General features: G+C 71.5%; 15 protein-coding genes. 8 read left to right on the forward strand and 7 right to left on the reverse strand.

All coding sequences use genetic code 11. The annotated features are described in order from the left end of the window. The gene (locus F9C11_RS28785) at positions 1 to 843 is read right to left on the reverse strand and encodes an oxidoreductase (protein ID WP_409180489.1); all 843 of its coding nucleotides are present in this window, start codon (positions 841 to 843) and stop codon (positions 1 to 3) included. A gap of 98 nt (positions 844 to 941) precedes the next feature. Here F9C11_RS28785 and F9C11_RS28790 point away from each other — a divergent pair, with 98 nt between their 5' ends. The 5 genes from F9C11_RS28790 (at position 942) to F9C11_RS28810 (ending at position 4,665) form a co-directional block, all read left to right on the forward strand. Then, entirely contained in the window at positions 942 to 1,838 is an 897-nt protein-coding gene (locus F9C11_RS28790; protein ID WP_409180490.1) for a LysR family transcriptional regulator, read from the forward strand. 105 nt (positions 1,839 to 1,943) lie between these two features. After that, positions 1,944 to 2,102, forward strand: coding sequence for a hypothetical protein (locus F9C11_RS28795; protein WP_409180491.1), 159 nt, complete (start codon positions 1,944 to 1,946; stop codon positions 2,100 to 2,102). 134 nt (positions 2,103 to 2,236) lie between these two features. Next, the gene (locus tag F9C11_RS28800) at positions 2,237 to 3,058 is read left to right on the forward strand and encodes a helix-turn-helix transcriptional regulator (RefSeq protein WP_409180492.1); all 822 of its coding nucleotides are present in this window, start codon (positions 2,237 to 2,239) and stop codon (positions 3,056 to 3,058) included. A 45-nt stretch (positions 3,059 to 3,103) separates the two neighbouring features. Then, the gene (locus F9C11_RS28805) at positions 3,104 to 3,958 is read left to right on the forward strand and encodes an oxidoreductase (RefSeq protein WP_409180493.1); all 855 of its coding nucleotides are present in this window, start codon (positions 3,104 to 3,106) and stop codon (positions 3,956 to 3,958) included. After that, positions 3,955 to 4,665, forward strand: coding sequence for an SDR family oxidoreductase (locus tag F9C11_RS28810; protein WP_409180494.1), 711 nt, complete (start codon positions 3,955 to 3,957; stop codon positions 4,663 to 4,665). The genes F9C11_RS28805 and F9C11_RS28810 overlap by 4 nt, the downstream gene beginning before the upstream one ends. Before the next feature lie 428 nt (positions 4,666 to 5,093). On the opposite strand, the gene F9C11_RS28815 is transcribed toward F9C11_RS28810, so the two are convergent. Then, positions 5,094 to 5,696, reverse strand: a complete 603-nt coding sequence (locus F9C11_RS28815) for a TetR/AcrR family transcriptional regulator (RefSeq protein ID WP_409180495.1) — start codon at positions 5,694 to 5,696, stop codon at positions 5,094 to 5,096. Between the two features lie 114 nt (positions 5,697 to 5,810). Here F9C11_RS28815 and F9C11_RS28820 point away from each other — a divergent pair, with 114 nt between their 5' ends. Then, entirely contained in the window at positions 5,811 to 7,238 is a 1,428-nt protein-coding gene (locus F9C11_RS28820) for an amidase (RefSeq protein ID WP_409180496.1), read from the forward strand. A gap of 101 nt (positions 7,239 to 7,339) precedes the next feature. Beyond that, positions 7,340 to 8,416, forward strand: a complete 1,077-nt coding sequence (locus tag F9C11_RS28825; RefSeq protein WP_409180497.1) for a GDSL-type esterase/lipase family protein — start codon at positions 7,340 to 7,342, stop codon at positions 8,414 to 8,416. Between the two features lie 396 nt (positions 8,417 to 8,812). Here the strand turns inward: F9C11_RS28825 and F9C11_RS28830 are convergent, their stop codons facing one another. From F9C11_RS28830 to F9C11_RS28845, 4 genes are read right to left on the reverse strand one after another with little or no spacing between them, the layout of a single operon-like run. After that, a complete protein-coding gene (locus F9C11_RS28830) occupies positions 8,813 to 9,112 on the reverse strand; it encodes a hypothetical protein (protein ID WP_409180498.1) in 300 nt (99 codons plus the stop codon). Further along, entirely contained in the window at positions 9,099 to 9,326 is a 228-nt protein-coding gene (locus tag F9C11_RS28835) for a hypothetical protein (RefSeq protein ID WP_009078209.1), read from the reverse strand. The genes F9C11_RS28830 and F9C11_RS28835 overlap by 14 nt, the downstream gene beginning before the upstream one ends. A gap of 37 nt (positions 9,327 to 9,363) precedes the next feature. Next, entirely contained in the window at positions 9,364 to 9,816 is a 453-nt protein-coding gene (locus tag F9C11_RS28840; RefSeq protein ID WP_409180499.1) for an Lrp/AsnC family transcriptional regulator, read from the reverse strand. Between the two features lie 52 nt (positions 9,817 to 9,868). Next, the gene (locus F9C11_RS28845) at positions 9,869 to 11,011 is read right to left on the reverse strand and encodes a M24 family metallopeptidase (protein WP_409180500.1); all 1,143 of its coding nucleotides are present in this window, start codon (positions 11,009 to 11,011) and stop codon (positions 9,869 to 9,871) included. 145 nt (positions 11,012 to 11,156) lie between these two features. Here F9C11_RS28845 and F9C11_RS28850 point away from each other — a divergent pair, with 145 nt between their 5' ends. Continuing rightward, complete coding sequence (locus tag F9C11_RS28850) at positions 11,157 to 12,101, forward strand: 5'-3' exonuclease H3TH domain-containing protein (RefSeq protein ID WP_409180501.1); 945 nt, start codon at positions 11,157 to 11,159, stop codon at positions 12,099 to 12,101. Between the two features lie 45 nt (positions 12,102 to 12,146). Here the strand turns inward: F9C11_RS28850 and F9C11_RS28855 are convergent, their stop codons facing one another. Continuing rightward, a complete protein-coding gene (locus tag F9C11_RS28855) occupies positions 12,147 to 13,364 on the reverse strand; it encodes a GNAT family N-acetyltransferase (RefSeq protein ID WP_409180502.1) in 1,218 nt (405 codons plus the stop codon). Positions 13,365 to 13,383: the final 19 nt, after the last annotated feature.

The following is a 13,383-nucleotide window of genomic DNA, read 5'->3' on the forward strand; positions in this document are numbered from 1 at the left end:
TCAGTCCAGCGCGGTCGCCCGGCTGACCGTCTCCCAGGAGTCGAGGTCCTTGGCCAGCGCGGCGATCTTGCCGCGGATCGCGTCCACCGCGTCGCCGCCGAGCGCGAGCCGCAGCGGCGCGTCCGGCGCGTCGACCGCGCGCAGGATCGCCGCCGCCGCTTTCGCCGGATCGCCGGGCTGGGTCCCGTCCATGCCATCCACCGCGGCCCGCGTGGCCGCGGTGGATTGGGCGTAGGCGTCGATGGTCCGGGAGCGGTGCATCGCCGCGCCGCCGAACGACGTCCGGAACGCGCCCGGCTCCACGATCAGCACCTTCACCCCGAACGGCGCGACCTCGGCCGCGAGCGCCTCGGAAATGCCTTCGAGGGCGAATTTCGCCGCGCAGTAGGCCCCGAAGGCGGGCGGCGCGAGGAGCCCGCCCATCGAACTCATCTGCACGATCGTGCCGCTCCCCTGTTCCCGCAGCAGCGGCACGACGGCCTTGGTCATCGCGACCGCGCCGAAGAACATCACCTCCAGCACCGCGCGCAGGTCGGCCATCGCCAGTTCCTCGACCGCGCCGACCGAGCCGTGGCCGGCGTTGTTGACGAGCACGTCGATCCGGCCGAACTCCTCCAGCGCGGTCCGGACGGCGGCGTCGATCTGCGCCGGATCGGTGACGTCCAGCGCGACCGCGCGCACCCGGTCCCCGCCTTCCGCGACAAGGCCGGCGAGCGCCTCCGGTTTGCGGGCGGTCGCGAGGACCCGGTCCCCCGCGGCCAGCGCGGCCTGGGCGAGTTCGCGGCCGAAGCCGCTCGAGCACCCGGTGATCAGCCAGACGCGGCCGTCGGTTTCCTCGGTCATTGAGCAGTCCCTCCCGTGGTTTCTTCCGCCTCCGATCGTGGCGCGCCCCGCCCGGGGTCCGCCAACACCGGTTCGCTGGCGGGCTACAGTCTCCGCCTGTGACCCCTGAGCTGCGGCAGCTGCGCTACTTCGTCGCCGTCGCCGAAACGACGAGCTTCACGCGCGCCGCCGCGGCCCTGCACATCGCGCAGCAGTCGCTGTCGCAGCAGATCACCGTGCTGGAACGCCAACTCGGCGCGAAACTCTTCACCCGCGACCCTCTCGGCACCCGGCTGACCGCGATCGGCGAACTCTTCCTTCCGGAAGCTCGCGCCGTACTCGCCCGCGCCGACGCCGCGGTCGCGACGCTCGCCCGCGCAGTCCGCGGCGAGATCGGCGCCCTGCGGCTGGCTTTCCTTGCCAGCACTGCGAATTACCTGCTCCCGCCAGTCGTGCGCGCGGTGCGGGAGCAGCTCCCGGAACTGACCGTGACCACTGCGGAGGTCTCGATCGCGGAACTCGTCGACGGCGTCCTGCACGGCCGCTTCGACGCTGGCTTCACCCGCCCGCCGCTGGTCGACGGCCTGGCGACGCACCTCCTGCTGACCGAGGAAGTCTGCGCGGTCCTGCCGTCCGGCCACCGCCTCGCCGACTGTTCCGCCGTTCGCCTGGCCGACCTCGCGGGCGAGCCGTGGGTGCTGACGCCGCGCACGTCGTGGGCTCCCTGGCACCGCAAGTACGACGCGGATTTCGCCGCGGCCGGATTCACTCCGGAGGTCGTCCAGCGCACCGCGACGGTGCAAGGCTTGCTGGGCTTGGTCGCGGCCGGGGTCGGCGTCACGCGGCTGGCCCGATCCGCCCACAGCCTGCGCCGCACCGGGGTGGTTTTCGTGCCGCTGGAAGGAGAGTCCGCACGCACGGTGGTGGTGTGGCGGTCCGACGGCCCGCGCCCGTCCGCCCTGCTGGACGTGGTGACCCGGCTGGCGGAGACAACGGATCTTTCCGGCGCGGGCTGACGTTCCGACATGCTTCCGCGGTGGCAGACGACGAGTGGACGATCGAGCGGGCGCGGGATTTCGACTCGCTGCGCGGCAGGCGCATCGAGTCGCGGCCGGGGGGAGATGGCGGTACGGGAGCACTGCCCGGACGGCGGCCCCACCGGCCCGGTCGAGGACGTCGTCGTCTTCGCCGATCCCGTCGCGGCTGAGCGTGTCGAACGGTCGGCACCGCACCGCCCCCGCGTCCGGATCGACCCGCTGCCGAGGATCAGCTTTCGCTGACCTTCACCGAAAACGAGTCGATGCTCATCCCCCCGGACTCGTGCGCCGCGCCCCGAGGGGGGCACCGCGAGGGTGGGAGAACCACACCCCCTCTGCGCACCCCACCGCCGCCGGACGCGATCTAGCCTGGGTTCATGAGCGACAGCAACCTCCTCGGCGAGTTCCTGCGGGCCCGGCGCGGAACCACCGTCCCGGCGGACGCTGACCTCGCCGACACCCGGCGCCGGGTCAGCGGGCTGCGCCGGGAGGAGGTCGCGCGGCTCGCCGGGGTGAGCACCGACTACTACGTGCGGCTCGAGCAGGGCCGGGAGCGCACGCCGTCGGCCCAGGTCGTGGAGGCGCTCGGCCGGGCGCTGCGGCTCGACGACGAGGCGCTCGCCCACCTGCACTCGCTGGCCCGGCCCAAGCGGCCGAGGCGGCGGCCGGCGAAGGAGCGCGTCAGTCCGCGGCTGGTGCAGCTGATGGACGCGTGGCCGCAGACGCCCGCGGTCGTGCTCGGCCGGTGCATGACCGTGCTCGCGGCGAATCTGCTCGGCGAAGCGCTGTTCGCCGGGCACGAGCACAGCGGCGACCTGCTGCGGCTGGTCTTCCTCGACCCCGACGCCCGGGAGTTCTACCCGGATTGGGAACGGGTCGCGGTCAACACCGTCGGCGGGCTGCGGTCGGCGGCGGGCACCGATCTGGACGATCCGCTGCTGATCGAGGCGGTCGGCGAATTGTCGCTCAAGAGCGCCGATTTCCGCCGTTTGTGGGCACGCCACGAACTCCGGCAGAAAACGCACGAAACGAAACGGTTCCGGCACCCGCTCGTCGGAATGCTCACCCTGCACTACGAAACCATGACCGTGAACAGCGCTCCCGGCCAGCAACTCGTGGTGTACCAGGCGGATCCGGGCAGTCCGTCGGAGGCCGCGCTGGGGCTGCTCGGCAGTCTCGCCGCCGGCGAACCGTCCTAACCTCCGCTTTTTCCGCGATTTCCGAATTCCTTCAGGGGTATCTCCATGTCTGAAAACAACGCACCCGTCTGGTTTATCACCGGATGTTCCACCGGGCTCGGCCGCGCACTCGCCACCGCCGTTCTCGAACGCGGCCTGCGTGCGGTCGTGACGGCCCGCGATCCCGAACGGGTCGCGGATCTCGTCGCCGCGCATCCCGGATGCGCGCTTGCCGTCGCGCTCGACGTGACCGACCAGCAGCAGATCAGCGCCGCGGTCGCCGAAGCACACCGCGTCTTCGGCCAGATCGACGTCCTCGTCAACAACGCGGGCTACGGCTACCTGGCCGCCGCGGAAGAAGGCGAGGACGCCGAGATCCGCGCGCTGTTCGAGGCCAACGTATTCGGCTTGATGGCGATGACCCGCGCCGTCCTGCCGGGAATGCGAGCCCGACGCAGCGGCCACGTCGTTTCGGTCTCGTCGCTCGGCGGGCTGGCCGCCTTCGGCGCGACCGGCTACTACCACGCGACCAAGTTCGCCGTCGAAGGCTTCAGCGAATCGCTGGCCGCCGAGGTCGGGCCGCTCGGGATCGGCGTCACGATCGTCGAACCGGCCGCGTTCCGCACCAACTGGTCGGGTCCGTCCATGCGGGAATCCGCGATCCGCATCGACGACTACGCCGACACCGCGGGCGCGCGCCGCACCTCCACGCTCGCCACCTACGGCAAGCAGCCGGGCGACCCGGACCGCGCCGCGACTGCGGTCATCGACGCCGTCACCTCCGCCGAACCGCCGCTGCGCCTGCTGCTCGGCCGAGCCGCCTACGACATCGCCACCGCCCGCCTCGACGCCCTCCGCAAGACGTTCGACGACTGGCGCGACGTCACCCTGTCCGCCGATTTCCCGAAGGAATCCGCATGAGCAAGACCGCCCTGATCACCGGTGCCAGCAGCGGCATCGGCGAAGCCACCGCCCGCCGCCTCGCCGCGGACGGCTGGCACGTGATCGCCGGCGCGCGCCGCGAAGACCGCCTCGCCGAACTCGCCGCCGGCGCGGACGGCATCGAGGTCCACCGCCTCGACGTGACCGACCGTGCCGACGTCACCGAGTTCGTCGACCGCGCGGTGCGCGACCACGGCGAGATCGACGCGTTCATCGCGAACGCCGGCGTGATGCCGTTGTCCCGCTTGGACGCCGGGCTGGTCGAGGAGTGGGACCGGATGATCGACGTCAACGTCCGGGGCCTGCTGCACGGCATCGCCGCCGCGCTGCCGCACTTCACCCGCCAGCGTCGCGGCCACTTCGTCACGGTCGCGTCGATCGGTGCGCACCAGGTCACGCCGACCGCTGCGGTGTACTGCGGCACGAAGTACGCGGCGTGGGCGATCACCGAGGGCCTGCGGCTGGAATGCGACCCGTCGATCCGCGTCACCACGGTCTCCCCCGGCGTCGTCACCTCCGAACTCGCGGACACGATCAGCGATCCGGCAACGCAGGAGTTCATGCGGAGCTACCGGAAGGACGCCATCGAACCGAACGCGATCGGCGACGCCATCGCATACGCCCTCGACCAGCCGGCCGACGTGGACGTCAGCGAGATGATCGTGCGCCCGGCCCGGCAACGCTGAGCGAAGGAGGAAGCCGCGCCGCAGTACCTGCTCGGGATCCGCCTGCGGAACCCTGGCCCCGAGGTGCTGGCGGACATCGCGGCGCGCCTCGAAGCGGTGACCGATCTCGGCGGCCGTGCTCGAGCGGGTCTTCCGCGCCGAGCACGGCCGTGCGGTCGCGATGCTGGCCCGGGTTCTTCGGCGACCTCGACCTCGCCGAGGACGCGGTCCAGGAAGCGTGCGCGAGCGCCACCGGGAAATGGCGTGCGGAAGGACTTCCGCCGAGTCCCGCGTCCTGGCCGCCCTGCTGCCCGGCGAACCCGAGGTGCTGGGCTTGCTCGCGCCGCACCTGCTCACCGAATCGCGCCAACGAGGCCGAACGCGTGCTGCTCCAACGAAAACACGCCGCGCTCCGCCCGGCTGACCACTCCCGACGCGCACGTCAGCTCTCAGCCGGACTTCCCCCGGCTGATCACGCCCTCGACAATCCTCGTCAGGTGCGCGCCGACGTTCTCGACGCCGCCGTTCTGCACCGCGATCTGCGCCCCCTCCATCGCGAACGTCAGCTCCGCCGCGCCCAGCTCCGGGTCCGGCAGGCCGAGCCCCTCGCACATCGCGCGAAGCCTGCCGAACTGGCGGGTCTTGTGTTCGCGGATCAGCCGCCGCGCGGGATGGTCCGGGTCGGGCAGTTCCGCGACGGAGTTCGTGAACGGGCAGCCGCGGTGGGAGAAGCCGGGCAGGCCGTCGACGATGAACCGTCCCACTGCGCGGATCTGCTCCGCGTAATCGCCCGGATGCGTCTGTTCGGCCGCGTCGAACGCGGCCGAGTAGTCGTGCACGACGATCCGCAGCCATTCCGCGATGAGCGCGTCCTTGGTGCCGAAGTGCCGGTAGATCGCCATCTTCGTGGTCCCGGCGCGGTCCGCGATCGCCTGCACGCCGACGCGGACGACGCCCTCGTTGAGGAACAGTTCCTCGGCCGCGTCGAGGATGCGCTCGCGAGGCGGCAGGGTCGCGACCCTCGTCGGCCGCCGGGCGGAGGTGCTCGTCATCGGTTCGTCCTCGGGGCTGGCAGTGCGGTGCGTCACGAGCTACGGTACACAACCGTTCCCCGTGATACCACTCGGTATCACTCAATACGCACAAGTATCGCGAAGGACGTGTCGGTGAAACTCTCCGAATACGCAAGCCACGACGCGGTCGGCCTGGCAGACCTGATCTCCCGGGGCGAGGTGACGGCGGCGGAGGTCGCCGACGCGGCCGCACGAGCGGTCGAAGCGGTGAATCCGCGGATCAACGCGGTCGTCGAAACCTGGCCGCCGGAGAACGCCCCGGGTTCCGCGCCCTTGGCGGGCGTGCCGTTCCTGATCAAGGACCTCGGCGTCGCGATGGCGGGCAAGCGGAGCGAACTGGGCAGCCGGTTGGCCGCGGGGTTCGTCGCGGCCGAGGACTCGTTCCTGATGCGCCGCTTCCGCCGGGCCGGTCTGGTCACCATCGGCCGCGCCGCCACGCCGGAAATGGCCTACAGCACCACCACCGAACCGGAGTTCTACGGCGCGACCCGCAACCCGTGGTCCCCGGACCGGAGCGCGGGCGGCTCCAGCGGCGGTTCCGGCGCGGCGGTCGCGGCCGGGATCGTCCCCCTCGCGCACGCCACCGACGCCGCGGGTTCCATTCGCGTTCCCGCTTCCTGCAACGGATTGTTCGGCCTGAAACCCTCCCGCGGCCGGGTTTCGCAGGGACCGGGCGCCGACGAGGTCTTCAACGGCCTGGCCGTGCAGGGCAGCTTGAGCCGGACCGTACGCGACAGCGCCGTCCTGCTGGACCTGATCGAAGGCCCGGAACCCGGCGACCCGTACTTCGCGCCGCGCCCGGACCGCCCCTACGCCACCGAGGCGAAGACGGATCCCGGCCGTCTGCGAATCGCGGTGCTGCGGCAGCCGTGGGGCGGACAGCAGCCGACCGAACCGGTCTCCGCGGCGCTGTCCGAAACGATGCGCCTGCTGGAATCCCTGGGCCACGAGGTCGAGGAAACCTCACTGGCGCTGGGCGTCTCCTGGGAGGAATTCGTCCTCGGCAACGCCCGGATGTGGGCCGCGAACCTGGCCCCGTGGATCGACAGCGTCGCCGCCGCGACCGGCCGCCCGGTCGACGAGACCACGCTGGAACCGGTCACCCTCGCCAGCTACCGCTACGGCCACCAGGTCACCGCCGACGAGTTCGTCCGAGCCCTGACGATCCGCAACAGCGTTTCCCGGACCTTCGCCCGGCACTTCGAGCACTACGACCTGTTCCTCTCCCCGACCCTGCCCGAGCCGCCGGTCCCGCTCGGCGTCTACGGCGAGGGCGCCGAGCACTTGGACGGCCTGGGCTGGCTGAACCGCGTCCTGGACCGCTCCCCCTACACCGCGGCCGCGAACGTTTCAGGGGTTCCGTCGATGTCCGTCCCGCTGGCCGAGGCTGCCGGACTGCCCGTCGGCATGCAGTTCACCGCCGCTTTCGGCCGCGAAGACCTGCTGTTCCGCCTGGCCGGGCAGCTCGAACAGGCCGCCCCGTGGACCCACCGCCGCCCGCCGGTCTGGGCAGGCGAATGACAGCTTGAGTCCACAGTAGACAGTTGCCGGGCGGTGACCCGCGTCCCAGCCCCCTCAAGCCCTGCCGGCGGGGCCGGGGTTCTCGCTAGACTTGGCGAGCGATGCGACGATTCCGGTGGTGGTGGGGGGCGCTGGTCCTCGCCTGCGTAGCTGTTCTGGTGGGTTTCTTCGTCTTTTTCGGCACCGAAAGCCGGCCGGGCCAGCCCTTTCCTCGCCAGGGCCCGCCCGGCCGCGGCCCGCTGACCATCGTCTCGATCGGCGACAGCACCGTTTCCGGCGAAGGCGCCGGCGCCTACAGCCCCGACACCGACGGCAAGAACGGCGACTGGTGCCACCGCTCGTCGGCGGCGTTCGTGCAGAAGGTCCGGATCCCCGGCATCACCGCCCGGGTCAACCTGGCCTGCTCGGGCGCGCCCGCGGCCCAGGTCGCCCTAGGCGACGCCAAACAGTGGGGCGAACGCTCGCAAGCCGCGCAACTGGCCGACGTCGTCAAGGACCACCGGGTGGCCGCGGTGGTGATCGCCGTGGGCGCGAACGACGACCCGAAGTTCTCCGCACAGGTCAGCGAATGCTTCAAGGCCTGGTTCTCCTCCGACGGCCCGTCCTGCAGCGTCGCGCTGAAGCAATCCTGGAAGTCCAAAGTGGACGCCATGGTCCCGAAGGTGGCGAACGCGGTAGGCGACGTGAAAAAAGTACTGGCCGACGCCGGCTACGTCCCCGCCGATTACCAACTGGTGCTTCAGTCCTACGCCGCCCCAGTAGGCCCGGACATCCCCGCGGATCTGCAAAGCCTCAACGGCTGCCCCTTCCGCACAGACGACCTGCAGTGGATCTCGACGACGGGAATCAGCACCCTTTCCGCGGGAATCAAACAAGCGGCCGCCCAATCCGGCGCGCGTTTCCTGGATCTGGCCCGAGCAGGAGAAAAACACGAAGCCTGCTCCGGCGGCCCGAACCTGGCCACGGAATGGTTCACGCGCCTGACCCTGCACCTGAACGACCTAACGCAGGTAGAACGAGCGACGCACGCACTGCAGGAATCCTTCCACCCGAACGCCGCCGGACACGCCGCGATCGCCGACTGCCTCACCGACTTCCTCACGACCCAGCAAGGCAACGCATCCTGCCTGGCAGGCCCAGACGGAAAACTCCACGCAGTCCCAGAACCAGTCAGCTAGCCGCCCGCAACGCACCCCGAGGCCAATTCCGCGAGGGCCACCTTCACCGCCCCCGGAGCCCCTCAGCGTTTCCCCTCACCACCAGCACCCGCCGCCGCCGGAATGCGCCCCAATACCGCATCAGGGCACTACCCGCACGCCGCGAACCCCAAGCCCTAACGCACCCAACCCGCGCAACAAACCGCCACCGCTGCACCCAAAAAGCGAGGCACCCAGCCCCTCCCCCGCACCCCGATACGAAGCCTCCCTGCGGTCTGGGAGTGCTTGTCAAGGCATCTTTCCCGCCTTGACAAGCACCCCCAGACCGTCAGCACAATCAAGCTTCGGGGTGCCCCACGCAACCACCCGAGGCGCAATGTCGCCCGCCAGGGCGACGAGCCGCCCCCCAAGGAAGACTCACAAATCCAACGCAGCCCTCAAAGCCACATCGATCTGCTCCTGAACATCCGAATCAACCTCCGCGACCCGCTCCGCCAGCCAAGGCCGGTAAAGCCGCGTCAGATTCAACGTGGACACCCAATACCGAGCATCCACCGCCACCCCGAGAATGTCCTGCGGATCCCGATCCAGCAGTTCCGTCCCGAGCAGCCAAGGCCGCTCGGACTCGTTCACCCCGTCCGAAGACAGCAGCACCACAGTCCGCTGCCGCGCGGGATCCGTAGGCGGGTGGTAGGTCCAGACCTCACCCCTGCGCACGCATCTCCTTCTCCGCAGCCGCCCGCTCCGCCTCGTCCGCCTCGGCGGCAGGCGTGGCGGGAGCCCGCTGCGGGGTATACCCGGTCCGGACCGCCTCGCGCCGAGCCGCCTTGGACAGCCAGGACGAGACCGAAATCCCGTGTGCTTTCGCGGCCCGCTCGGCGTACTCGAGCGCACCGGTGTCGAGCGAGAGTGTCACCTTACGTGTCGCCATACCTTTTACCGTACCACTCTCACCGCTCCAGCGGCCTTCACAACGTCGGCGACCGCCCCTCGAACGGGGTGGACAGCACGACGGTGGTCCGGGTGGAGACCTTCGCCGCCTCGCGGATCCGGCGGAGCAGGTCTTCGAGGCCGAGCGGCGACGCGACCCGCACCAGCAGGATGTAGGACTCGTCGCCGGCCACCGAATAGCAGGACTCGATCTCTTTGATGTGCTGGATCCGCTGCGGGTAGTCGTCGGGCGCGGCCGGGTCGTTCGGGGTGAGCGAGATCAGCGCGGTGAGCGGGAGGCCGATCTGCTCGCCGTCGAGCCGGGCGGTGTAGCCGAGGATGACGCCGCGCTGCTCGAGGCGGCGCACCCGCTGGTGCACCGCCGACACCGACAGCCCGACCCGTTCGGCGAGGTCGGTGAAGCTGCGCCGGCCGTCGGCGGCCAGCTCCTGCACGATCGCCTGGTCGAGCGGCTCCAGCGGCCCGCTCATGCCGTCGCCTCGGCGCCGGGGCGGACGGCGGTGCTTCGGTTGCCGGCCGCGCTCATGCGTCCAGCACGACCAGTTCGTGCGGCCGCGTGTTCACCGGCTCGACGCCCGAGTCGGTGACGAGCACGATGTCCTCGATCCGGGCGCCCCAGCGGCCCGGCTGATAGATGCCCGGCTCGACGCTGAAGGCCATGCCCGCCTCGAGCGGCAGCGCGTTGCCCGCGATGATGTAGGGCTCCTCGTGCACGTCGAGGCCGATGCCGTGGCCGGTGCGGTGGATGAAGTACTCGCCGAACCCGGCGGCGGCGATGACGTCGCGCGCGGCCTTGTCGATGCTCTCGGCGGTGGCGCCGGGGCGGACCGCGTCGACGGCGGCCTGCTGCGCGCGCTGCAGGACGGCGTAGGTCTCGGCGACGTCGGCGTCGCGGGGTTCGCCGATCGAGTAGGTGCGGGTGGAGTCGGAGTTGTAGCCCTCGGGCACCGGGCCGCCGATGTCGATCACGACGACGTCGCCGCGTTCGATGACGCGCTCGGACACGTCGTGGTGCGGGCTGGCCCCGTTGGGGCCGGAGCCGACGATGACAAAGTCGGCGTGCGTGTGGCCCTCTTCGACGATGGCGGCGGTGATGTCCGCGCCGACCTCGGCCTCGGTGCGGCCGGCGCGCAGCCATTCGCCCATCCGCGCGTGCACGCGGTCGATCGCCGCGCCCGCCTTGCGCAGGGCGTCGATCTCGGCGGCGTCCTTGCGCATCCGCAGTTCGCGCACGATCGGCCCGGCGAGCGTCTGCTCGGCGTCGCCGAACGCGGCGCGCAGGGACAGCACGTGCAGCGCCGGGGTGAAGTCGCTGACCGCGATCCGGCCGGGCTTGCCGAGCCGGTCGGCGACGAGCCGGTAGGGGTCGTCGCCGTCGACCCAGGTGAGCACCTCGACGCCGAGTTCGTCGGTGGGCACGCCGGCGTAGCCGGGGGCCTCGAGCTTCGGCACCACGAGCGCGGGAGTGCCGTCGGCGGGAACGACGAGAGTGGTCAGCCGCTCGAACGAACCGCCCGCCTGGCCGAGCAGGTACCGCAGGTCGGATCCGGGCGCGACGAGCAGCGCGTCGGCGCCGGCGGCGGCAGCGGCTTTCGCGGCGCGGTCGAGACGGGCGCGGAGCGCGGCGGCGTCGGGGGCGGGCGAATGGAGGGATCGGCTCGACATGACGCCGAGCCTAGTACCGGCGTCCCCGCGCAGCCGCCCGTGCTCCCCGATCCGGCGTGCCGCCCGGGTTTGCGCGGGAAGGCGCGCCGGACGCGCCCGGCGCGACTTTCGGGCCCGCGCGGGCCGGACGTGGCAGGCTGTGCGGGTGACCGGACCACTCGCTCTCCTCGATTCCGCGAGCCTCTACTTCCGCTCGTTCTACGCGCTGCCCGATTCGATGACCGCGCCCGACGGGACGCCGGTCAACGCCGTGCGCGGGTTCACCGACACGATCGCGCGCATCCTGACCGACCGGCGTCCGTCGCGGCTGGTCGCTTGTCTCGACGCGGACTGGCGGCCTAAGTTCCGCACCGATCTGCTGCCGAGCTACAAGGCGCACCGGGTCGCGGTGCCCGGCGACGGCGGGGCGGACGTCGAAGAGGTGCCCGACACGCTGACCCCGCAGGTGCCGATCATCCTGGAAGTGCTGGAGGCGTTCGGGTTCGCCGTCGCGGAGGCCGACGGCTACGAGGCGGACGACGTGATCGGCGCGCTCGCGACGCGGGAGAAGGACGCGCCGGTCGAGGTGATCACCGGCGACCGCGACCTGTTCCAGCTCGTGCGCGAGGAGCCGACGCCGACGTCGGTGGTGTACGTCGGGAAGGGCTGGGCGAAGGCGGAAGTGCTGGGGCAGCGGGAAATCGCCGAGAAGTACGGCGTTCCGGCCGAGTCCGCCGGGCCCGCTTACGCGGACATGGCCGCGTTGCGCGGCGACCCGTCGGACGGGCTGCCCGGCGTGGCGGGGATCGGCGAGAAGACCGCGGCGAAGCTGATCACCCAGTTCGGTTCGCTGGAGGAACTCGTCGCCGCGGCCTCGGCCGGGGATGCGCGGGTGCCGCTGAAGACCCGGCTGCGGCTTTCCGAGGCCGCGGACTATCTGGCCGTCGCGCCGACCGTGGTGCGGGTCGCGGTGGACGCGCCGGTCGTGCAGTCCGGGCCGGACGCGGTGCCGGCCGCGCCCGCCGATCCGGACCGGGTGGCGGAGCTGGCCGAGCGGTGGAACCTGGGCCGTTCGGTGGAGCGGCTGCTGGCGGCGCTGCCCGGAGCGTGACCCGCTCGGGAGGGTTCCCCCGCGTGGTGGAACCCTCCCCGCCGGTCAGAAGTGCGTGCCGGTCCAGGGCTGGACGCCGGTCCGGAACAGCGCGTCGACGCGGGACAGCGTTTCCGCGCTCGCGCCGGTGATCCGGCCGGACAGCGCGAGCGGGCCGGCTTCCCAGGCGCCGAGGTACAGCATCGCCAACGTGTCGACGTCGAGCCGCAGATCGGCCTCGGCCTCGGTGCGCTCGACGCCGCCGCTGCCGACCCGGTAGCGGCCGCGGTTGTCCGGCAGCATGCGGTCGTTCACTTCGAACACCACCGGTTCCGCCGAGCCGTACGTGCGGGCTGCGAGCGCCGCCGGCACGTCGATCAGCCGCAGCCACAGTTCGTCGTCCACGCCGACCGTCTGCGCCCGGCGCGGGTCGACGAGCAGCAGGCCGACCGGCTCGTCCACGGGGCGGCCGCGCACGTTCACGACCTCGACCAGGTCCACCGACAGCAGGAACCGCCACAGCCCGGCCAGCGCTTCCGGGTTCGCCGCGTGCAGGTCGTGGACTTCGAGCGCGGCGCCGCGTTCCGGGTCGAGGTAGCTGCTCTGCGGCACGACGTGGAAGACCGCGTAGCCGTCGTCGCCGTCCGGTCCAGTGTGGACAGCGACGCGGTGGTTGCCGCCGTCCGGGTAGAGGTGCCAGTTGAACGCGATCGGCCACCACGGCTCCGGGCGGGCGATCGTGCCGGGCCTGCCGGTGTCGATCCGTTGGTACAGCGAAGGAATCGTCGCGACCGCCTCGTCGGCGGAGAGCAGCCGGACGCGGCCGGGGGCGACGACGGTTTCGCGCAGCGGAGCCGGTTTCTTCACCTGCAGGGTGGCCATGCGGGTCGCGACGCCGTAGCCGAAGCGGCCGTAGATCAGCGCTTCGCTCGCGTGGAGCGCGGCGACGACGTGGCCGCGCTGGGCGAAGTCGTGCAGTTGCCGGTCCATCATCGCGGTGAGCACGCCGCGGCGGGTCCAGTCCGCGCGGACGCCGACGCCGTCGACCGCGGCCATCGGCACGGCGGCGCCGCCGGGGACGGTGAGCTTCGTGGCGAAGGAGCTGGCGATGCCGATGGGTTCGCCGTCGTGGAACGCCCCGGTCCGGCCGTCCGCCGTCCAGGAGCCGCCGATCTTCGCCCAGCGCTCGTCCGAGACCGGGTTCCCGTGCAGGGACCGCACCAGAAGGTCGAGAGTCGCGCGGCTTTCGGAGTCGGTGATCTGGCGTACCACGTAGTCGCTCATGTCCCGATTGAACCAATCG

Source organism: Amycolatopsis sp. VS8301801F10 (assembly GCF_046195355.1).
Classification (GTDB): Bacteria; Actinomycetota; Actinomycetes; order Mycobacteriales; family Pseudonocardiaceae; genus Amycolatopsis.